This is a genomic window from Streptacidiphilus sp. PAMC 29251, assembly GCF_054208735.2.
The window spans coordinates 293,475-311,443 of sequence record NZ_CM135725.2 but is presented as its reverse complement, the minus strand read 5'-3'; the positions used below and the strand labels follow the sequence as shown (position 1 = coordinate 311,443).

General features: G+C 70.0%; 24 protein-coding genes and 2 pseudogenes. 14 read left to right on the top strand and 12 right to left on the bottom strand.

All coding sequences use genetic code 11. The features are described from left to right. Nucleotides 1-215: 215 nt before the first annotated feature. Entirely contained in the window at nucleotides 216-521 is a 306-nt protein-coding gene (locus tag ACXKR8_RS01645) for a hypothetical protein (RefSeq protein WP_458271111.1), read from the top strand. Between the two features lie 615 nt (nucleotides 522-1,136). Here the strand turns inward: ACXKR8_RS01645 and ACXKR8_RS01640 are convergent. Continuing rightward, nucleotides 1,137-1,970: pseudogene (locus ACXKR8_RS01640) on the bottom strand (SDR family NAD(P)-dependent oxidoreductase); the annotation flags it as partial. Between the two features lie 87 nt (nucleotides 1,971-2,057). On the opposite strand from ACXKR8_RS01640, the gene ACXKR8_RS01635 reads away from it, so the two are divergent. Continuing rightward, a complete protein-coding gene (locus ACXKR8_RS01635) occupies nucleotides 2,058-2,387 on the top strand; it encodes a hypothetical protein (protein ID WP_458271110.1) in 330 nt (109 codons plus the stop codon). Nucleotides 2,388-2,408: 21 nt separating this feature from the next. Here ACXKR8_RS01635 and ACXKR8_RS01630 read toward each other — a convergent pair whose 3' ends face one another. Next, nucleotides 2,409-2,765 (bottom strand): STAS domain-containing protein, encoded by a 357-nt coding sequence (locus ACXKR8_RS01630; protein ID WP_458271109.1) that lies wholly within the window; start codon nucleotides 2,763-2,765, stop codon nucleotides 2,409-2,411. Between the two features lie 234 nt (nucleotides 2,766-2,999). Here ACXKR8_RS01630 and ACXKR8_RS01625 point away from each other — a divergent pair, with 234 nt between their 5' ends. The 5 genes from ACXKR8_RS01625 to ACXKR8_RS01605 all read left to right on the top strand — a co-directional run bounded on the left by ACXKR8_RS01625 (nucleotide 3,000) and on the right by ACXKR8_RS01605 (nucleotide 6,798). After that, on the top strand, nucleotides 3,000-3,410 hold the full coding sequence (locus ACXKR8_RS01625; protein WP_458271108.1) for an ATP-binding protein: 411 nt from the start codon (nucleotides 3,000-3,002) through the stop codon (nucleotides 3,408-3,410). A gap of 482 nt (nucleotides 3,411-3,892) precedes the next feature. Continuing rightward, entirely contained in the window at nucleotides 3,893-4,279 is a 387-nt protein-coding gene (locus tag ACXKR8_RS01620; protein ID WP_458271107.1) for a hypothetical protein, read from the top strand. Between the two features lie 250 nt (nucleotides 4,280-4,529). Next, nucleotides 4,530-5,750 (top strand): PP2C family protein-serine/threonine phosphatase, encoded by a 1,221-nt coding sequence (locus ACXKR8_RS01615; protein ID WP_458271106.1) that lies wholly within the window; start codon nucleotides 4,530-4,532, stop codon nucleotides 5,748-5,750. A 166-nt stretch (nucleotides 5,751-5,916) separates the two neighbouring features. Next, nucleotides 5,917-6,117: a hypothetical protein gene (locus ACXKR8_RS01610; protein WP_458271105.1), complete on the top strand. Its 201-nt coding sequence runs from the start codon at nucleotides 5,917-5,919 to the stop codon at nucleotides 6,115-6,117. 216 nt (nucleotides 6,118-6,333) lie between these two features. Continuing rightward, nucleotides 6,334-6,798 (top strand): response regulator, encoded by a 465-nt coding sequence (locus ACXKR8_RS01605; RefSeq protein ID WP_458271104.1) that lies wholly within the window; start codon nucleotides 6,334-6,336, stop codon nucleotides 6,796-6,798. Between the two features lie 38 nt (nucleotides 6,799-6,836). Here the strand turns inward: ACXKR8_RS01605 and ACXKR8_RS01600 are convergent, their stop codons facing one another. After that, a complete protein-coding gene (locus ACXKR8_RS01600) occupies nucleotides 6,837-7,253 on the bottom strand; it encodes an ATP-binding protein (protein ID WP_458271103.1) in 417 nt (138 codons plus the stop codon). Between the two features lie 295 nt (nucleotides 7,254-7,548). Here ACXKR8_RS01600 and ACXKR8_RS01595 point away from each other — a divergent pair, with 295 nt between their 5' ends. Further along, nucleotides 7,549-7,905: an STAS domain-containing protein gene (locus tag ACXKR8_RS01595; RefSeq protein WP_458271102.1), complete on the top strand. Its 357-nt coding sequence runs from the start codon at nucleotides 7,549-7,551 to the stop codon at nucleotides 7,903-7,905. Nucleotides 7,906-8,160: 255 nt separating this feature from the next. Here the strand turns inward: ACXKR8_RS01595 and ACXKR8_RS01590 are convergent, their stop codons facing one another. The 3 genes from ACXKR8_RS01590 to ACXKR8_RS01580 form a co-directional block, all read right to left on the bottom strand. Then, nucleotides 8,161-8,580 carry a hypothetical protein gene (locus ACXKR8_RS01590; protein WP_458271101.1) on the bottom strand — a complete coding sequence of 140 codons (420 nt, stop codon included), beginning with the start codon at nucleotides 8,578-8,580 and terminating at the stop codon, nucleotides 8,161-8,163. Between the two features lie 374 nt (nucleotides 8,581-8,954). Continuing rightward, a complete protein-coding gene (locus ACXKR8_RS01585) occupies nucleotides 8,955-9,695 on the bottom strand; it encodes a hypothetical protein (RefSeq protein WP_458271100.1) in 741 nt (246 codons plus the stop codon). A 283-nt stretch (nucleotides 9,696-9,978) separates the two neighbouring features. Further along, a complete protein-coding gene (locus ACXKR8_RS01580; protein WP_458271099.1) occupies nucleotides 9,979-10,143 on the bottom strand; it encodes a hypothetical protein in 165 nt (54 codons plus the stop codon). A gap of 156 nt (nucleotides 10,144-10,299) precedes the next feature. On the opposite strand from ACXKR8_RS01580, the gene ACXKR8_RS01575 reads away from it, so the two are divergent. Continuing rightward, on the top strand, nucleotides 10,300-10,563 hold the full coding sequence (locus tag ACXKR8_RS01575) for a hypothetical protein (RefSeq protein ID WP_458271098.1): 264 nt from the start codon (nucleotides 10,300-10,302) through the stop codon (nucleotides 10,561-10,563). A gap of 135 nt (nucleotides 10,564-10,698) precedes the next feature. Continuing rightward, nucleotides 10,699-10,920: a hypothetical protein gene (locus ACXKR8_RS01570; protein ID WP_458271097.1), complete on the top strand. Its 222-nt coding sequence runs from the start codon at nucleotides 10,699-10,701 to the stop codon at nucleotides 10,918-10,920. Nucleotides 10,921-11,326: 406 nt separating this feature from the next. On the opposite strand, the gene ACXKR8_RS01565 is transcribed toward ACXKR8_RS01570, so the two are convergent. The 4 genes from ACXKR8_RS01565 to ACXKR8_RS01550 all read right to left on the bottom strand — a co-directional run bounded on the left by ACXKR8_RS01565 (nucleotide 11,327) and on the right by ACXKR8_RS01550 (nucleotide 13,272). Beyond that, nucleotides 11,327-12,223: an IS3 family transposase gene (locus ACXKR8_RS01565; RefSeq protein ID WP_458267500.1), complete on the bottom strand. Its 897-nt coding sequence runs from the start codon at nucleotides 12,221-12,223 to the stop codon at nucleotides 11,327-11,329. A gap of 29 nt (nucleotides 12,224-12,252) precedes the next feature. Beyond that, nucleotides 12,253-12,540, bottom strand: a complete 288-nt coding sequence (locus tag ACXKR8_RS01560; protein ID WP_458267499.1) for a transposase — start codon at nucleotides 12,538-12,540, stop codon at nucleotides 12,253-12,255. Between the two features lie 194 nt (nucleotides 12,541-12,734). Further along, entirely contained in the window at nucleotides 12,735-13,007 is a 273-nt protein-coding gene (locus ACXKR8_RS01555; RefSeq protein WP_458271096.1) for a WhiB family transcriptional regulator, read from the bottom strand. A 73-nt stretch (nucleotides 13,008-13,080) separates the two neighbouring features. Continuing rightward, nucleotides 13,081-13,272: an isoamylase early set domain-containing protein gene (locus tag ACXKR8_RS01550; protein ID WP_458271095.1), complete on the bottom strand. Its 192-nt coding sequence runs from the start codon at nucleotides 13,270-13,272 to the stop codon at nucleotides 13,081-13,083. A 371-nt stretch (nucleotides 13,273-13,643) separates the two neighbouring features. Here ACXKR8_RS01550 and ACXKR8_RS01545 point away from each other — a divergent pair, with 371 nt between their 5' ends. Further along, nucleotides 13,644-13,979, top strand: a complete 336-nt coding sequence (locus tag ACXKR8_RS01545; RefSeq protein WP_458271094.1) for a hypothetical protein — start codon at nucleotides 13,644-13,646, stop codon at nucleotides 13,977-13,979. A 244-nt stretch (nucleotides 13,980-14,223) separates the two neighbouring features. Here ACXKR8_RS01545 and ACXKR8_RS01540 read toward each other — a convergent pair whose 3' ends face one another. After that, nucleotides 14,224-14,409 carry a hypothetical protein gene (locus tag ACXKR8_RS01540; protein WP_458271093.1) on the bottom strand — a complete coding sequence of 62 codons (186 nt, stop codon included), beginning with the start codon at nucleotides 14,407-14,409 and terminating at the stop codon, nucleotides 14,224-14,226. A gap of 1,318 nt (nucleotides 14,410-15,727) precedes the next feature. Beyond that, nucleotides 15,728-16,282 (bottom strand): annotated as a pseudogene (locus tag ACXKR8_RS01535) (replication initiator); the annotation flags it as partial. 384 nt (nucleotides 16,283-16,666) lie between these two features. On the opposite strand from ACXKR8_RS01535, the gene ACXKR8_RS01530 reads away from it, so the two are divergent. From ACXKR8_RS01530 to ACXKR8_RS01520, 3 genes are all read left to right on the top strand, one after another. Beyond that, nucleotides 16,667-17,092, top strand: coding sequence for a winged helix-turn-helix domain-containing protein (locus tag ACXKR8_RS01530; protein WP_458271092.1), 426 nt, complete (start codon nucleotides 16,667-16,669; stop codon nucleotides 17,090-17,092). A gap of 183 nt (nucleotides 17,093-17,275) precedes the next feature. Then, on the top strand, nucleotides 17,276-17,572 hold the full coding sequence (locus ACXKR8_RS01525; RefSeq protein ID WP_458271091.1) for a hypothetical protein: 297 nt from the start codon (nucleotides 17,276-17,278) through the stop codon (nucleotides 17,570-17,572). After that, on the top strand, nucleotides 17,565-17,888 hold the full coding sequence (locus ACXKR8_RS01520) for a hypothetical protein (RefSeq protein WP_458271090.1): 324 nt from the start codon (nucleotides 17,565-17,567) through the stop codon (nucleotides 17,886-17,888). The genes ACXKR8_RS01525 and ACXKR8_RS01520 overlap by 8 nt, the downstream gene beginning before the upstream one ends. Nucleotides 17,889-17,969 lie beyond the last annotated feature (81 nt).

Sequence of the window (17,969 nt, the reverse complement as noted above, 5' to 3'; positions counted from 1 at the left end):
CCGTTGAGCATGGATTACTTCGCCGGGGGCACCTGCCGTTCAGGCCTGCACCGGCTCCCCCGGGCAGGGCAGGCCTGGGGGAGCGTGACCAGACCCGCGCCCACGGGGCGGGTTGGGTCATTGGGCGGACTGAACCCCGCGCCACCCCGACCCGCCCCACCGCACCCCCGTCCGACAGCGCCCAGGCACGGCGGCGGACTGGGAGACTGGTGGGCATGAGCGAACTGGAGGAGCTGCGGCGGCAGGTGGAGGAACTGGCGGCCGACGTGGACCGGCTGCGCGAGGAGAACGCCCACACCCGCCTCCTGGTCGCGCTGGGCGCCACCCAGCTCGACCAGGGCCAGGTCCTGGGGGCTATCGCCCGGATGCTGGAGAACGTGGCTGATGTCGTCGATGACCTGACAGCCGGACAGCTCGACCAGGGGCGTGTTCTTGAAGGCCTGGCCGCCGGCCAGAGCGAACAGACCGTGGTCCTTTCCACCCTGGCGGCCACCGTCCAGCGCCTGGTCCAGGATCAGTAGTCCGGCCCCGGAACGACCCGACACACCACCCAGACGCATACCCCATGTCCGAGCTATGTCGAAACCCGCTGACATGGCCCGTGACCTGCATTGAAGCCCTGCCAGCCTGCGGAGCTCTGCAACGAGGGCACAATGCGGTGGAATGCCCGCTGCTATGGCTGCTGCTGCGCTTCCTGCGCGCCGGCACCACTGCGCCCGGTCGCCTGGCTGCTGCACCGCCCGGATAGCCGGCTCCCTGCACGCTGCCCTTGCCGTGATCATGTGCTCGGACCCAGGGCCAGGACGCACGCGGTCAGCATGGGCGGGATCAGGATCCACGTCCCAAGCTTCATCAGCACGCAGCCAACGCAGTGAGGAGTCATCTGGGTGCCCCGGTGAAACCAACCTCCTGAGACACCACAGCTAGCCCGCTGGCGGGAGCACATTGCCTGACCGCCGCCATCGATGCGCTACTCCCGGGTCAGCAGTCTTGGGTGGACTACCTGGGGCCCAGGATCTTGTTGCCCGCCTCACGACCCGACGCCTAGGCCACTGCCACCAGCGGAAATGCGTTGGCTGCCCGCCATGACCTTGGGTCAGGGGCCGATGGTGGCGCTGGGGCCGCTGGGGCGGTGGTCAGTGGATCCAGGTGCCAGTGAGAGCCTGGACGGCGGAGCCGTCGAGGTCGGTGAGCTTGGTGGCGGTGAACTGGCGGGCTGCTGGGGAGGTCTGCAACCGGAAGGCGGGCTGGTCCGTGGTGAGGGCTTCGATGACCGTGGCGGCGGCTTGGCCGGGGGTCTGGGCGTTGTCGAATGCCATCGCGGTGCGCTCGAGGTAGGCGTCCAGGGCCGGGGCATACGGTCCGGCCTGTGCCAGCAGGGCGTCACGGCCGCCCGCGTTGCTGACGAACTCGCTGGCCACCGCGCCCGGCTCGACCACACTGACGCTCACCCCGACGCTGGCCGCCACCGGGGCGAGGGACTCCATGAAGCCCTCGACGGCGAACTTGGCTGCGCAGTAGGCCTCGTTGAACGGCTGGCCGACCACGCCGCCCACGCTCGTCACGGTCAGTACCCGGCCCCCGCTTGTACGCAGCAGGGGCAGGGCCGCCTTGGTGACGTGCAGGACGCCGAAGAAGTTGACCTCCATGACGGCGCGCACGTCCTGCACGCTCTCCTGCTCCAGGGTGCCGAGGTGGCCCGAGCCTGCGTTGTTGACCAGAGCGTCCAGCCTGTCCAGGCCGTCCAGGCAGGCCGCGACCGAGGCCGGGTCGGTCACATCCAACGCGCGGACTTCCACGCTCACCGAGGCCGCCCGGGCCGCGGCGCGCAGCGCGTCCGCCTTGGCGGTGTCGCGCATCGTGGCGACGACGTGCCAGCCACTCCGTGCAGCGGCGACGGCGGTGGCCAGCCCTATGCCGGAGGACGTGCCGGTGATCAGGACAGTCTTGGGGCTCATCGTTCGCGGTCCTTTCCTGGTGACGACTGCTTTCCATCACTATGGCCCGCCATCGCCGGGCCCGCGGCATGGACCTACGCGCGCCTGCTGGACGGCCTCGTGCAGGGCGACGACGTCAAGCTGACCTGGAATGTCACCGAACAGGACATAGGGTCCCAGGTGCACCTCAACGTACTGCTCCGGGCCGGCAGCCAGGTCCACCAGATGAACGGCGAAAGCGACTATGACGCGGTGGTGATCATCAAGTACGACGTGCTGCCGCCCCTGGAGGCGGGCGTGTCGTCAGAGGTGGCAGCGTCGTTTGACAGCGGCCGGGCTATGGGAGTCGGCACCGACCAGGCCGACGGCGCTTCGGACCCAAAACGGTCCTGCTGCGCTCTACCGGGAGGTCGCCCGCCCCGGCTTAGGAGGAACCACTGGTTCCGGTAGCCGGGTGTCCCGGGTGCCGGTTCAGGCGGGTGTGCTGTCCAGGGCGAGGGTGATGGTGGGGTACAGGGTGATGACCGCGTCCACGCCGATCGTTTGTAGGACGTGCTGGACCTGGGTGGTGACGGCGGCCAGGGCCAGGGAGCCCTGGTCCTGCTTGGCCCGGGCCAGGACCCGCAGGAGGGCGTTGATACCGGAGGAGTCGCAGAAGGTGACGGCGCCCATGTCCAGGACCAGGTGCCGGGCACCGTTGCCGAGCAGGCCGGCCAGGGACTGTTCCAGCGGGGCGCTGGTGTCGTAGTCCATGGCGCCGCTGACCTGGACCACAGCCTGCGCGCCATGGCGCTGGAGGAGGGTGAAGGACAGTTCCTCGGAGGACATGAGGGGGCGACTCCACACATTCGGGGACGGGGACGGTGCACCGGCTGTTGCCGGTCACCGTACTGCCCGAAGGATCGCGGACCGACCGGCCCGGACACCAGCGGACTGACCGGCCAGTAAGCACCCCCTTTACGCCATCGGGGCAGTCCGCCGCCTGCGGGCATCGCCGCCGATGACGGGGGCAGGCGCACAGTCCAGAACAAAACCGACCAGAAGAGATCATGGGGATCAGCGATGAACCCTCAGCCCCCGCCCGCCCAGGCCACCTTCGAACTGGACGGGAACCACGGCAGCATCACCACAGCCCGCCACCACACCGAAGCCTTCCTGCAGCAGCTGCACCCGCCGCTGCTCCCGGTGGTGGTGCAGGACGCGGTCCTGGTCGTCAGCGAGCTGGTCACCAACGCGGTCCGCCACGCACCCGGACCCTGCGCCCTGGACCTGCTGCACCAGGACCACCATTTGGTTGTCGCGGTCACCGACACCAGCACCGACGTCCCCGTGAAGCGGCCCCCGGACCTGACCGGGGGGACCGGCGGCCTGGGCATGCACCTGCTGGACCGCACGGCCGACACCACGACGGTGGCCACCCACCGCGAGGGCAAGACCGTCACCGCCACCCTGCGCACCACCCCGCGCGGCTGAGCTGGCCACGACTCCAGCGGGGCGGTCTGGCGGTCGGCTGCGGTCCGCACGCTCAAGGTCCTGGCCACCGGAGCCGCAGTCAGCGCCCCCGAGGACCAGGCCGGACCGGACACGGGCCCAACGGCCGCGGCGCCGGCGGCGACCGTCGCACGTGAGCACTCCGCCGCGTACCAACTCGCCCTCGAGGCACACCGCGCGACCAAGACCGCCAGCGCCGCCCCGGCTTCGGCCCGCGAACTGCCGAACAGCGCCAAGGGGTCGCGTTTCCACCGGAACGAGGACTGTGCGGGGCGGCACCGGGCAGTGGGCAACAATGAGACGTTGGGCCGGGCTCTGCATCCACCGCGATGGGTGCCGGAGGCCGACGCCGTGCGGGCGGGCAAGAAAGCGTGCAAGCCGTGCGCCGGCGGCATCGAGCAGACCGGGCACCGCCCGATCCCGCAGCAGACCACGCCGTGACGAAGAATCCCGAGAGGACTCCCATGGGCTCCAAGCGTAACCAGGGCACAGCCCTGCCCAGCCTCACCGACGCCTACCGGCTCGCCGCGGTCCAAGCGCTCCAGGGCCAGGCCCAGGACCTCGCCGCACAGACCGCCGCCACCGAACTGCGCCGCGCCTCGCACCCCGGCCGCGTCACCTGGGCCCCCACCGATCAGGCCGAACCCGACCCGGCCCCGCAGACCGTGGTCGACGGCGACGGCGACCTGTGGCTGCGCACCAAGGCCACCGGCACCTGGACCATGCCGAACTACGACCCCGCACACCACCAGGCCCGCTGCGGACAGAATCTGACCTGGCAGGAACTCGCCCACGAATACGGCCCACTGACCTCACTGGCCGACGAACGTCGCCCCGGCGGCCGCCGATAACCCCACCCGCCCCCGCCTGCGGACCTCCACGGCGACCAGGAGCCAGGACGGCCTCGGCGGCTACACCTGTGTGGCTTTGTCAGCGAGTCGGGCGGGCTGGGGCGCTCGTCGTGGCGGGGTTCTGCGGTCGTAGGGTGGGTAGTGAAGCCGCCGGCTTCTCGTTTTCGTCTGCCGTACAGCGCCGTCTTGTTCCAGAGGCGGCCGACGGGCGCACGCGGGCACGCTCCTTTTCTTGGCCGACAGGTCCGTCATGGCATTGTTCGACCCTGCCCGTCTGCTGTCGTCTCTGGTGCGCCTGGGCCAGCTGGTGACCTTCGAGGATCTGCCGGAGCTGGTGGCTGTGCACGCCGATCAGGCCGGCCTGTACCAGGCGCGCCTGTATGTGGTGGACCTGCAGCAGGACGTGCTGCGGGAGGTCACCGGCCAGGGACCAGATGCCGGGCGCGGCGGGGAGGAGCTGCGGATCGACTCCACCGTGGCCGGGCGCGCCTTCCGCGCAGGCCTGCCCCTGTCGCTCCCGCAGGAGGGGCGGCTGCGGTACTGGGTGCCGATCGTGCAAGGCATTGAGCGCCTGGGGCTGTTGCGCGTGGACACCGACCCGGGCAGCGGTCTGGGCGACGGCGTGGAACTGGAGGATGTGGCCGCGCTCTTGGGGCTGCTGCTGCTGGCCAAGCGCACCGACAGCGACTCCTACGCCCGGCTGACGCGCACGCGCCCGATGTCGGTGGCCGCCGAGCTGCAGCGGGGCCTGCTGCCGGCGATGACGTTCGCCAACCACCGGGTGGTGATCGCTGCCGCGGTGGAGCCCGCCTACGAGAGCGCCGGGGACGCGTTCGACTACGCCCTGGCCGATGACCTTGTCCACCTGGCGCTGTTCGACGCGATGGGCCACGACACCGCGGCGGGCCTGACCGCGAGCTTGGCGGTTGCCGCCTGCCGCAACCAGCGCCGGCTGGGCGCCGATCTGGCCCAGACCAGCGCGGCGATCGAGGCCCTGCTGATCGAGCAGTACGCCCGCAGCCGCTACACCACCGCGCTCCTGGCGGACCTGGACATGCACACCGGCATGCTGACCTGGACCACCTGCGGCCACCCGCCACCGATCCTGATCCGCGGCGGCCGCAGGTCTGCCCCGCTGACCGGCACACCCTCGCACCCGCTGGGCACCGCGCTGGGACTGCCGGTCACGGTCAGTAGCCAGCAGCTGGAACCGGGTGACCGGGTCCTGCTCTACACCGACGGCATCACCGAGGCCCGCGACCGCGACGGGACGGCGTTCGGAGAGGAGCGCTTCGCGGACTTCATCGTGCGTCACCAGGCCGACGACAGGCCAGTCCCCGAAACCCTGCGCCGCCTGATCCACGCCGTGATGGATCACCACGACGGCAGACTGCAGGACGACGCCACCGTCCTGCTGTGCGAATGGCGCGGCAACCAGAACCCCACCGACCCGGTAGCAGCACCGATCTGACCGCGGAGTCACCGGCGTCCCACACCTATCCGGCCGCGGCCGGAAAACCACCGGGGCCGGCCCGGCACGCCCATCGCCGCACATCCGGACCGCGGCCGGCCCAGGCATCGCCACCTGGGCGGACCACCGTGTGCAGTGTCGCCGCCCTCGGGCCCGGGTGGGTGGCATGAGCGAGCGCGAACCGTCCCCACCGGCGGCCCACCAGGCCGCCGCCCAGCTGCCCCAGGTCACCGCCGCCGCGGTCGCCTCGATCCGCGCTCGGGCCGCCCTGCTGTACACACGCCTGGTGGGCGTCGGCGTGTGGCGCCCCCTCGGAGCGGCGCCCGCGCCCGGACACCGGACCACGCCAAGCGGCCTCCGCGGCTAAGAGCAGGTGGCCTGTACTCACCACCGGGCTGCTCGTTCCCTTGATCAGCTTCGCGAGGGGTCCTTCGAACGCGCCGTCCCGGAGGCCTTCAAGAGGCGCTGACGGCCGTTCCGGGCGGTCTGTTCTGTAGGATCCACGGAGCGCCGGGTTCCTTGGGCGTCGCCAGGGTGTGCTGCGTGTGCCCCCTGCCCCCTTTTCGATGGCCGCGAGCCTATGATGGCCGACCTTGATCCGCGTACGGGTGTCGTGCTGCTGGTGGAGGATGACGACGCGGATGCGCTGCTGATCCAGGAAGCCCTGGACAGCAACGGTGCTGCGCACACGGTCGCCCATGTCACCGACGGTGTCGCGGCTCTGGAGTATCTGCGGGACCCGGCCGCCTCCAGGCCGGACTTGATCGTGCTGGACTGGAACATGCCCCGCATGGGCGGCCGTGAGTTCCTGGAAGAGGTCAAGACCGATCCGGCCCTGCTGACCATTCCGGTCGTGGTCCTGACGACCTCGCAGGCTCCGGCCGACGTGGCCGACTCCTACCGGCGCCACGCCAACGCCTACCTGACCAAGCCCCTGGTCCTGGATGACTTCCTGGCCGTCGTCACCCGCCTGGACGACTTCTTCCTCGGCACCGTCGTCACCGCCCCGCGCCCGGACCCCAACGCCTCAAGGCAACCGCGGTCCTGAGCCTCGTGCGGCGGTCGCCGGTGCCGGACTGCGCGCTGCTACCAGGGCAGGACGGCACGCACGTGTTTTCCGTCGGGGTGCACCAGGACCTGCACCCGGCTTGCCAGGTGTTGGACGGTGGGCCATCCGAACCCGCCGGTGCCCCGCTCCAGGCCGCCACCGCGCGCGACAGGGGGGCGCGTACTGGTGTCCTGGACGGTGACCTCCACCTCGCCCGCGGCGAGCACCACGGACAAGGTGGCCGGCCCCGGGGCGTGGCGCAGCGCGTTGGTGACCAGTTCGGAGACCACCAGCAGCACGTCCTGGAACGAGGTTGCGCTGGCCGGAACCGGGCAGGGCGGGCACGACAGGAACCGGGCGGCCCGGTCGCGGGCGGTACCGACGCTGCTGCGCTGGTCCAGGCCGACGCGCAGAGGAGCCACACCTGCCAGAGGGGTGCGGTGGTGGTGCTCCATGGTGCGTTCTCCCGCGGCTCGACTCTGCTCGCCATGCGTGGCCGGCCTCTGCCCCGTGCCACCGGCATGCCGCCTGGGCGGCTGTCACCCGGTCAGCCCGCAACGCCTTCATACGATACTGGTTCGGGCCACGGGCGTCGCTGGATTGGGCCTGGCGCGCGACGGCGCACGCAGGCCGCTGGAATCAACGACTGGCCCTCGTGGGGAAGGGGGCTGGAACCGGGCTCCGAAAACGGGGATGCTGAGAGGGGCGCCTATCCCATCGCCACGTTCCGACTTCGGAGTCCTAGACGCCATGACTGAACAGCTCGCCTTCACCACCGTCGCCCACCCTGAACGACGAGCGGCCGTGGTGACCGTCGCCGGTGTGATGGACATGGAGACCTACGCCCCGCTCCAGCAAGCGCTTCTGGACCTGGTCGACCACGGCAGCGTCCACCTCGTGCTGGACCTGTCGCACGTCACGTTCTGCGACTCGATGGGCCTGAACGCCCTGCTCCGCGCCTGCCGGCATGCCCAAAGCCGCCAAGGCTCCCTGGCCTTGGCCGGCGTCACCGCGTCCGTTGCCCGCGTCTTGGACATCACTGGCGCGGCCACCGTCATTGCCCAGCACTCCTCGACCGGTGACGCCCTAACAAGCCTCACGTTTTAAGGTCGACGGCGCCTGTCCGCTCCACAGCCGATTTTGACAGCGGCTTCGTTGTACAGGTCGCCCTGAGTCGCCCCGGAATGTGGGGTGCCGCCGCTCCAAACCCGGTAGGCAGTGGCCCGGCTCGGAGGTGCCACCTCGCCTGATCGTACTCGGCGGCCCGCATGGCCTGCCGCTGGTTCTTGGGGTTGTCGACGGCGGCGAGGGTGGGGCTGGCCGCGCCGCAGCACGGTGACCAGTTGGGCGGCGACTTCAGCGTCACGGTGGACCGGGGCGCGACAGGGCCATGCAGGCGCTTTCGGTGACTCCGCTTTCTACTTCGGTGACCTTGTATTGGGAGCGGCCGTTATCGGCTGTTGGCATTTTCAGGCATCCCTGAAAGCCCGCGTGGTTGGATCTTGGACTGCTGGAGATGAAGCAGGCCGCCCCCGGGTCATCCGCCGGCAGCCAGTCTCCCTCCATCTGCAGCGCATTCTTGGCGCCGATCTTTGTGGCCCCGGGAAAGTTGGGCCGATCCTGGGAACAGGACACGAGCCACACGTCCTGCCGCAGGTCATTCGTGATCTTGTTCCCGGAGTTGTCTTCGCTGAGGACGCCGGCGCAGGATGCCGTGCATGCCAGGGACAGGGTCGTGACCAGTATACGAAGCCCCAGTGAGGATGTACCGACCCGCGTCACCCGGCGACATCCACGAGGCCTCGTCCGTTCCTGTAGAGGTATGGAAGCCACGTGTGCGGCTTGCCCTGGCCGTGGAGCGGGTCCAGGTAGTCGTAGGTGTGCTCGTCCCAGGTGCTCTCCGGTAGCGCGCTTCATGCGATCGATCAACGCGTCTCCAAGCAATCCGTTCCACTGAGCGATCCAGCCATGCGGGTGGGTCCACCACATCGAGGTCCAGTGACGGGTGTAGCGGTTGTAGCTGTATCCCGCGTAGTACTCCCCGGAGGGGATGACTGCTGCAACCCTTGCCAGCGGAAGAAGCAGCGGCCGTCGAGGTTGTCGTTGAGCCAGGGGGACTCCATGGACCGGGTAGGCGAGGTCGTGGACGGCCAGGGTTAACCGACGGCTTTGATCTTGGCCACGATTTTCTTGGTGTAGCCGAGGTCGGCGGAGCCCAGGTTGCTTGCCTGCACGTTGTAGAACGTGGTCACCACGGTGTTGCCGACGCGGGCCGCCACCAGGGTCTGGCCGCCCTTGTAGGTGGGGGAGGAGATGACGGCCTCCAGGGCCTGGTTGCCCAGGCCTGGTATTGCCTTGCTGGTCAGGGTCATGTGGGCGGTGGTGCTGCCGGAGGTCTCGGTGAAGTGCTTGCAGTGGGTGAAGATTTGCCGCAGCCGGGCCATCGTGGTCTGTGCTCCGGTTCCCTGGAAGGTGTCGATCTCCTGGCTGAACTCTTCCTGGTAGGCGTTCATGAAGTCACCCTGGGCAAAGGCCTGGGAGCCTATCCCTGTTGCTGCTATCCAGGCGGTGCCGTCCAACTTTCCGCAGACGGAGGAGAGGTCCATGGGTGCCGTGGTGGGCGCCTGGAACCCGGCTCCACTGTTCACGGTGCCGCTGGAGACGCTCTTGTAGCCCTTGGGCGCTGCACTGGCGGGCAGCAGCAGGGCTGCGAGCTGGGGACCGGTCTTCAGGCCGGCGTTCGGATCGGCGTCCTTGGTGCCTGCTGCTGCGGGGCTCGCACTGGTGCTGCTTCCCGCCGTTGCACCCATGGTGCTGGCAGTGGACGAGGAGCAGGCACTGAGCGGCAGGACCAGCGCTGCCGCAGTCAGGAGGAGAAGGTGGCTCTTGGTAGGCATTGACGTCATTTCAGCGAGGCGGCAGGACAGACGCGTGGATCTTATATGACCTCAACGGGGTTCAATCATCTCGCCGCCGGAGGCTGCCGGACCGTCAGTCCAGGATGTCGCATTCCCGTTTGCGCAGGTGGACGGCGGTAGCACCGGGCCGGTCCGGTACTGCAGACCCGCCCGGCCTGGCGTGTATTGCGTCCAGTCGGGTTTACGCGGTCAACCCTTGGCAAGCGGCCAGGTTCAAGGAGCGCAACGCGACCTCCGGCGCGAAGAGCGACCGCCCGCCGGTTTACTGCTTCGGGTCGCTGCTGCGCTCCATTGCCTCACGAAAGCGCTGGTGCCCGGTGAGCGAGTCGTTGTCTTTGGTTGTACGGGGCCGTGCGGACCAGGTCACCCAGGCGCCGGCGAACAGACCTGCGGCCACGGGGACGAGGCCCCAGGCGAGCACGCTCATCTTTGCTCCCACTCATCGTGCCTATGAGCAGATTATCCGCCGATAGTTTTAACGATCAAAGAGCCTTCACGATCAAGCCTTCGCAGCAGCGGTCGTCCACGACCCTGACACCGCACCGGTCGCGCGTGAGCGTGGCACCGGGTGGAGACTGGTCCCATGAGCAGGGAGCCGGGTGCGCTGCACCGCCATCTGCAGCGCCTGGACGAGTTGGCCGCCCACGTGGCTGCGCTGGACGAGCGTGGTCCCTGCCGGCAGGCCCCGGCCCGACCTGGGCAGATGCAGGCCGACCTGGTCCTGGACCAGCCGGATCTCCAAGACGCCCTCCAGCAACTGGCCCGCGGCTATGACTCAAGGGAAGTCCCCCGCGCGGGTCGGCCCGGTCCCCGGGGAACGAAGGAGCGGACCACGCCTCCAGCATGAACGCGGCAGACAACCAAGCGCAGGGAAGCGCAGCGGTGGTCGAAGTCGACGGGAACGTACCGTCGACTGGGGCCAGCTTCGTGGCCGAACGTGTGAGTGGGGCATGGAGCCGTAGCGTCAGGAAGGGTAGGTCTCATGACCGAGCTGACCGGCAGAAGCAGCTTCGATTTCCCCTCCGACTGGGTCCCCGCCTTCACCGACTACCTCTACGTCTCGGTCACCAACTCGACCGCCTTCAGCCCGACCGACACCATGCCGCTGTCCGCCCGGGCCAAACTCATGATGAGCATCGAAGGCATCGCCGCCCTGCTCACCTCGCTCCTGGTCATCGCCCGCGCCGTCAGCATCCTGCACTGACGGCCGGCCGCAGCCCTGCGCCCGGGCCCGGTGCCGCCAGCAGGCCACCTCCGAGGTCTTGGCCGTTTCGGCGCCGTGCAGGCAGCGGCCACCGCGATCATGATTGCGGGTCTCGTGGCCGGCGCCTTGACTGTCTCCACGTCGTGATCGGGGTGCGCTCGGTTTCGGCATGGGCCGGCTGCAGGCCCGTGGTGGCTCCGCCGAAGCGCCGGGAGCAGTGCCAGGTCCTGCGCGCTGACGGTTTGTCCGGCGGCGGCGGCGCAGGCCAGGTAGGCAAGCATCCGGGCCTCGGCCACGGCAAGGCTGCCGTAGGCGGTGGCCGGTGGCGGCTCAACACGCATGACGGGACCCCTTCACGATGGCGGAACAGGCCCCTGTCAATCCCCTGGTTTCGTAGAGGCTTTCCTTATGCGGCTTGGTCTCTTTGATGGTGGGCGCGTGCTTCGCTGATGGTTCGTTCGAACTCGATGGGCGGTAGGCCGGCGGCCCCGCTGTGGCGGCGGCGCGGGTTGTAGAAGTCGGTGATCCAGGTGGCGATCTTCAGGCGGGCCTCGGCCCGGGTGGGGAAGTGGTGCCGGTGGATGTACTCGACCTTGATCAGCGAGTTGAACGACTCCGCGGCTGCGTTGTCCAGGGCTGATCCCACCCGCCCCATGGACTGCACCACGCCCAGCCTGTCGCACAGGTCGTTGTACGCCTCACTGGTGTATTCCGAGCCGCGATCCGAGTGAAAGATCACGCCGTCGACCTGGCCGTCGCGGGTGGTGGCCGCCATCTTCAGCGACGCCCCCACCAGGGCTGCGTCGTGGTGCGCGCCCATCGCGTAGCCCAGCAGGCGGCGCGAGAACAGGTCCAGGACGGTGGCCAGGTAGAACTTGCCCTCACCGGTCTCGATCTCGGTCATGTCGCCCACCCACAGCACGTCGGGCGCGACCGCGTCGAACCGGCGAAGCACCAGGTCAGGGGCTGCCCGGCGCTTGCCCTGCCGGGTCAGTGAGCGCCGCCTTCGCGGGGGCTTGCGGCCCTGCAGGCCCAGGTCGGCCATGACCTCGGCGACGGTGTTCACCGAGACCTGCCAGCCCTCGGCCCACAGGTCCAGGGTGATCCGCGGCGACCCGTACGTCTCGCCCGACTCCCGGAAGAAGTGCGTGACCCTCGCCTCCAGGCGCGTCCTCCTGACCTCGCGTTTCGTCGGCTCGGCCGGGCGGCGGCGCCACTTGTAGAACCACGCCTCGGACACTCCGAGGGCGCGGCAGGCGACGCGGTGCGGGATGCCGTGCTCGGTCCTCTGGTCGCTGATCACCCCGACGAGCAACGCCGGGTCCCCTTCAGCTACTTCACCCAAAGGACCATGCAGCGTTTGAGTACATCGCGCTCCATCTCCAGTTCCTTGATCCGCTTGTTCTTCTCCGCGTCCAACCGGCGCAGCCGCGCCAGTTCCTCGCGCTCGGGCACGCTCAGCGTCCCGTCCCCGCCGGCCTTCTTCGCCCTCGACACCCATGTGCTCAGGGTTGTCTCGTTGATCCCCAGGTCCATGGCGACCTGTCCGATCGGCCTACCGGTCTCGGCGACGATCCGCACCGCCCCCTCACGGAACTCCGCGTCGAACTTTCGTCTCATCTCTGCCATGACTCCCAACTTCCCCTTCAGTCACGACCTCAACGCTACGAGGGGAAGGTCACCCCAGCCTTCCAGGCCGGTGCAGCCAGCAGCAGCGCGACTGGCAGTGCGCTCCGCGACGCGCCCTGCATGGGGGACAGGGACGACGTCTCGGTGGTAGACCGGTCGCGGCGCGATGGTGGCCGTGTGTGCGGTTATCGGCCGCGGGGGTGGTAGCCGGCCTGGGTGCGAGCGCGGGTGCTCTCCCCGCCCCAGATGTAGTACAGGCGCTGGTCGCGGGCGTAGGTGCGGCAGGCTTCCTGGACAGGACACTGGTGGCACAGGGCCCGTGCGGTCAGTTGCTGCCCGGGGGTGGGGGTTTCCGCGGTGTAGAGGTCTGCCCGGCCGGTGCAGGGCGGCGGTCCGGGCAGACGGTCAAGGAAGTACGGGCCGCCGGTGCGGCGGCCGGCCGGGGTGCGCGTGTTCATGGCGGGAATTGTCCCGCGCACACGGCACCGGCCCGGGCCCGGGGTCCCCGGACGGCTGGCCTGGCGCTGGTTTTTAGGTGTGCAGGATGCTGTTGCGCCCGTCGTGGCCGTCGGCCTGGTCCTCGTCGAACCAATAGTCGCCGTGGGCCAGGTAGCGGAAGGCGTGGGTCTGCTCGGCGGGCAGGGTCAGGCTGACGGTGCGGGTGCCGTCCTTACGCGCGATCAGCGAGTGGGCGCCGGGCTGCCAGTCGTTGAAGTCGCCCACGACACTGACCTGCCCACAGGGGTGCTCGGCGGGGACGGTGAAGGTGACCTAGGTCGTACCCTTACCGCGGGTGCGCTCCAACATAGGGGTAAGTCTCCTTGATCGCAGGTAGTAGTGCTGCCTTCGATCCTCGCCCCTACACGGGCATCGTGCCGGGTGCGCGCCACCCGCGTGGTCGAAGGATTCCACCCGCACGAGTGCCCGACGGCGGGACAGGCATAGGACTGCGGCTGGATCGTGACCGGCACACAGGTCAATGGCTGGGGCCGCTGGGGTGCTGCGGGGTGATCATGTTCCGTATGGACGATGCGCACGACCCACCCCCCGATTCACCTCCCGGCCCAGGCCCCGTATCGGTGACCGGTGGGGAGTTGGCGGCTGTGTACCGCCAGGCGCTGGCGGCAGCTGCCGGGGCGGATCCAACGGCACCCCTGCTGCGCGGGCAGTGGTGGAACCACGTGCTGCTCCACCCGCCCGGGTGTCCGCTGGAGCAGTGGGCCCTGGACCAGGGCCTGCTGGTGCGCCTGGGCGGCGGGTGGGCACTGCCGTTCTACGGCTCCTACACCCAGGTCCGGGCACTGATGCGGGCCCTGCTCGCGGGCGCCCCGCCCGGCGCGCTCGAGGGCTGCAGCGAGCAGGTGGGACCACCCCCACCAGCGGACTGGGCCGCCCGCACAGCCGCGCACCACGACCGCCCCCCTCAGTAAACGGCGCCGACTCAGCTGTCCTGCGGTTAGCCGGCGCGACCGCTGCCGCTGGCTCGGTCGACTTCCTCTACAACACCCCCGTCACCGTGACCGCCCCACCCGCCGACGAGGTCGTCAAAGCCACGACCCTTGAGCTCTGGAAACGGTGCCACGGCGCAGGCCGGGTAGGCGGCATGTGCGTGAAAACCGGTGATGTACGGACGCGGCGCGGTTGGCCCCGGCCTGCCCGGCCGGGGCCAACCGGTCAGCCCTGGCCGCCGGGGGTCCCCAGGTTCAGGCACCACCGGCCGCCGATCTGCCGCACCACGTGGTCCACCACCTCGACCCGCGCCGACAGCAGCACCCCCGCCTCCTGGACCTCGTTCAGGACTTGGACCAGGTGCTCAGTGAATGCCCGCGCGCGGGACCGCTGAGCTGCGATGTCCTCCACGGACTCCCCACCGCTCAGCCCTCCTGCTGCGGCTCCGGCACGGCACCGGTGACCCAGAACGCGTACTCCTGACGCACGTAGGCGCGGGTGGCACCGGCCGCGTCCCACTCCCGGGACCGCACCCCGTGCAGGCCCCCGCACTCCGAATGGCCGCCGGGCTCCTCCTGGTCCCAGTCGTGCTTCCACAGCTGGTACGCACTGAGCCCGGCCAGCTTGTTGGCCTCCTCCGTGCTCCTGCCACGCCCACCGGTCAGCAGCAGCCGCTACCCGCAGCAGCACCTCCCGCCGCGCGGGGACGGTGGCCGGCCCCGCGTGCGCGGGACGGTGCTCCGGCTCCAACTGCCGCTCCAGCGACGCCACGGTCTCGATCTCGCGGCCCAGCTCCGGCGCGTCGACGTAAGCCTGCGCCGAGGTCGGCGCGTCGAAACGCGAACAGCGGTACCTTCACCACGGCTTCCTGCTCGGGCGTCATATCCTGCTCCTCCTGGTGCTCGATGATGCACGCTCAGTTGTGGGCTGCGTGTGGGGCCTGGGCCCAGCTGGTTTGCGCATGAGGTGCCCTGAGCGGGCGTGCTGCCGGCCCCCGGCCTCGGCACGCTCCAGGTGAGCCGTGCCCCGGCCAGAACGCATGGGTGGCCTGGCCCTCCTACCGCACGGCCAGCTCCTGCCGTTCCTGCGCACCGGTCATCGCTCTCTCCCCTGCTGGTGGAGCGGACCGGGCCAGCAAGATGCGCCGTACGGGCCAGGTCGAACTGGGCTCGTGCCAGGCCCAGACTAGGCCGGCCGCCTCATAGTGGGACGGCCCCGGCCAGGGCCGCCCCCCGTGCTGCCAAGCAGGCCACCCGATCTCCCTGGTGTCGAACTCGCGCTTGCCCACGGGGTGTCCACGGCCACCGCGCGGTCCCCCGTTGACGGCCGTAAACCACATCGGCTGCGCGCAGCAGCTCGCGGACCGGATGACGGCAGTGGGGCGGCAGATCCAAGAGGCAGTCTGCGACCCGCCCGAGCAGTACGCCATGGCAGAGACCGGATGGCACCAGCACTACGACGCGGACCCCGGCCCGGAGCAGGTGAACGGGCGCATGTACGCGTGCGGGTGGGTGGGCAGTCCCCCACCCGGGACCGGTCCCACCTGCCGGCTTCACCCGCCCCCACCCGGGAAGGGCTCTGCCGCTCCCCACCCTGACTGTTGAGCGACGTTCGTTGTGGTGATGGGTGAGCGGGATCGCGTCAGGGTCGTGGTGATGATGTGGAAGAGGGCAACCCGGAGGGTTGCTCTTCGTCGTGTGCGGCGACAACGTGCTCATGTTCGAACATGGGCGATCTCGCGGCGCAGGTGGGTGGTGAATCGTGCCCACAGGGCGGGGGCGTGGGCGTTCCACAGCACCGCGCCGGTGTAGTCGTACCGCTGCGGGTTCAGCGGCGTCCCGAGGAGCGGGTCGCCGTCACTGTGCCGAGCACCGCAGGTGCACGGGGATGCGCCGGGTTGGTTGTGGACGGGGCCGAAGCCGGGGGCGGTGAGGGTGGCGAAGACGCGCGGGTGGGTGGAGACGCTGGTCGGGACGGTCTTGCCGCCGCGCAGTCCGGCGGCGATGAGCTGGTAGGTGTCGTAGCGGTAGACGTTCGAGCAGGACGGGCAGCGGGTGGCGCGGCGGTTGCCGCACCGCAGCAGGAGTTCACCGGCCGGGAGGTGGCGGGTGTCGAGGTGGTCCAGGATCTGGCCGGTGGCGGTGTCCAGGCGGGTGCGGTGCCCGGTCAGGCGGATCGGGCGGGCGCAGCCGCCCAGGGAGCCGACCTGGCGGGCCAGGGGCGCGAGGTGTCCGGCGGCGGCGAGCTTGGCCAAGCGGGCGGTCAGCCTCCCCCGATGTTCCAGCGCGGAGTCGCGGTTCGTGGACGCGTCGGCCGTGCCAGAGCGCGCCAGTGCGGCGAAGGTTCGGCTTGCGGGGGAGGGGAGTTGGGGCTGTGCGGGCATGGGGACAGACCTCCGGCAGGGAGAGAGGGAGGAAGAGGGGTGACCGGGGTGGTCAGCGCGCGGGGGAACGGTGGGCGCGGGTGGTGGGCCGGGGACGTCTGGCCTGGTCAGCGGTGGTGTTCACCAGCGGTGCGTGAAGGTAGCATCGCGTCAACGGCGCATTCAAGTGCATCCCTCCTCATCCGTTTCGGTGGCCTGGTGGGGTGTGGGTACTGTGCCTGGGTTTCCCGTTTTGGACGGGCCGGATTTCGGTGATAGTGGCGCGGAGAGGGCAGGTGGACAGCGGTGACGGTCGGGAGGCAGGGGCGTAGGCCGGTGGGCGGCACGGTGCTGTTGACGTTCGAGGTCATCGCTGAGGCCCTGCGGGAGCGGATCCGCTCCGGTGGGCTGATGCCGGGGGATGCGCTGCCGACGCAGGCGGTGCTGATGGCGGAGTTCGGGGCCTCCAGCCTGTCCGTGCAGAAGGCGATGGCCCTGCTGAAGCGGGACGGTTACGCGGTCTCCCGCCCCGGCAAGGGCGCCTTCGTCGCGCACCCCGACGCCGACGCCGAGGAAGAGCTCAGCGGCCCGGACGTGGGGACCGTGCCCCTCGGCGGCTTGGCATCTCGCGTGGAGTCGCTGGAATTCGCGCTGGCCGAGGCCGTCGGGCAGATCGCTGACCTCCGCGCCCGCGTCAGGGCTGTGGAGTTGGACGGCACGCACCCGGGTTGACCTGGGAGTATTTCGCTCCGTGGTCACTGGATCGGGTGAGATTCCGGGCCGTGGACCCGTCGTGTGCGGGGCACGGATAGCGTCAGGTCGGGACCAGGGTCCGGCCGGGGCGGTGTTCGTGTCGACGTCCGGGGTGCTGGGGAGGCAGACTGGCCGGGGAGTCGTAGAGGCAGGGAGGTGGCCATGTCGGTGCAGTCGGTCCATGTGGAGGGCGCGGGCGATCCGGTGCCGCGCAACGCCGAGGGGATCGCTGCGGCGTTGTCCGGGGCGCGGCGGATGGAGTTCTACCGCGAGCTGCTGGCGGCGGCGCCGCAGGACGCGGAGGCGGTACTGCGGTACTGGTGGTGCGAGGCGGTCCTCGACGCCGACCAGGCCCACGGCGACCAGCTCACCGCTGCCGCCCTCGCCGGCACGCTCCCACTGCGCAGCGTCGCCGACGCGGTCGAGGCCCGGCGCGCGGCGGCCCTGCCCGTTGAGTGACTCGAACATCCCGCACGAAGACGGCGAGGACGGAGCCGAGGATGACGACGGGTGGCCCTGCTACCTGTCGCCGGAGGTCCAGGCCCTGTTGCAGGACCCGGCCGTGATCGGCGACGTCTTCAGCGCGATCCTCTCCGCCACCGTGCAGATCAACACCACGCGCGGCCTGGTCCCCGACAGCTCGGCCTCCGAGCGATGGCCCCAGCAGCGGCGCATGCCGCTGGGGCCCGGCGGCTCCCTGGGCGTCGCCGAGTACGTCATCGTCGCCGACGCACCCGAACCCCACTGCGTCATCACCCGCGTCCAGCTCTTCTGACCCGCTACCCCACCTGAGCGCGCCCCACTCCGCGATGTCGGCCGGGTGTGCGTCCAGATTTTCTCTACGAGGTTCAAGGCG

Bases quoted from the DNA above. Each gene is read 5' to 3' on its own strand.
- ACXKR8_RS01645 (WP_458271111.1), top strand. From the start codon at position 216: ATGAGCGAACTGGAGGAGCTGCGGCGGCAGGTGGAGGAACTGGCGGCC.
- ACXKR8_RS01630 (WP_458271109.1), bottom strand. From the start codon at position 2,765: ATGTCCTCCGAGGAACTGTCCTTCACCCTCCTCCAGCGCCATGGCGCG.
- ACXKR8_RS01625 (WP_458271108.1), top strand. From the start codon at position 3,000: ATGAACCCTCAGCCCCCGCCCGCCCAGGCCACCTTCGAACTGGACGGG.
- ACXKR8_RS01620 (WP_458271107.1), top strand. From the start codon at position 3,893: ATGGGCTCCAAGCGTAACCAGGGCACAGCCCTGCCCAGCCTCACCGAC.
- ACXKR8_RS01615 (WP_458271106.1), top strand. From the start codon at position 4,530: ATGGCATTGTTCGACCCTGCCCGTCTGCTGTCGTCTCTGGTGCGCCTG.
- ACXKR8_RS01610 (WP_458271105.1), top strand. From the start codon at position 5,917: ATGAGCGAGCGCGAACCGTCCCCACCGGCGGCCCACCAGGCCGCCGCC.
- ACXKR8_RS01605 (WP_458271104.1), top strand. From the start codon at position 6,334: ATGGCCGACCTTGATCCGCGTACGGGTGTCGTGCTGCTGGTGGAGGAT.
- ACXKR8_RS01600 (WP_458271103.1), bottom strand. From the start codon at position 7,253: ATGGAGCACCACCACCGCACCCCTCTGGCAGGTGTGGCTCCTCTGCGC.
- ACXKR8_RS01595 (WP_458271102.1), top strand. From the start codon at position 7,549: ATGACTGAACAGCTCGCCTTCACCACCGTCGCCCACCCTGAACGACGA.
- ACXKR8_RS01585 (WP_458271100.1), bottom strand. From the start codon at position 9,695: ATGCCTACCAAGAGCCACCTTCTCCTCCTGACTGCGGCAGCGCTGGTC.
- ACXKR8_RS01580 (WP_458271099.1), bottom strand. From the start codon at position 10,143: ATGAGCGTGCTCGCCTGGGGCCTCGTCCCCGTGGCCGCAGGTCTGTTC.
- ACXKR8_RS01575 (WP_458271098.1), top strand. From the start codon at position 10,300: ATGAGCAGGGAGCCGGGTGCGCTGCACCGCCATCTGCAGCGCCTGGAC.
- ACXKR8_RS01570 (WP_458271097.1), top strand. From the start codon at position 10,699: ATGACCGAGCTGACCGGCAGAAGCAGCTTCGATTTCCCCTCCGACTGG.
- ACXKR8_RS01560 (WP_458267499.1), bottom strand. From the start codon at position 12,540: ATGAGACGAAAGTTCGACGCGGAGTTCCGTGAGGGGGCGGTGCGGATC.
- ACXKR8_RS01555 (WP_458271096.1), bottom strand. From the start codon at position 13,007: ATGAACACGCGCACCCCGGCCGGCCGCCGCACCGGCGGCCCGTACTTC.
- ACXKR8_RS01525 (WP_458271091.1), top strand. From the start codon at position 17,276: ATGTCGGTGCAGTCGGTCCATGTGGAGGGCGCGGGCGATCCGGTGCCG.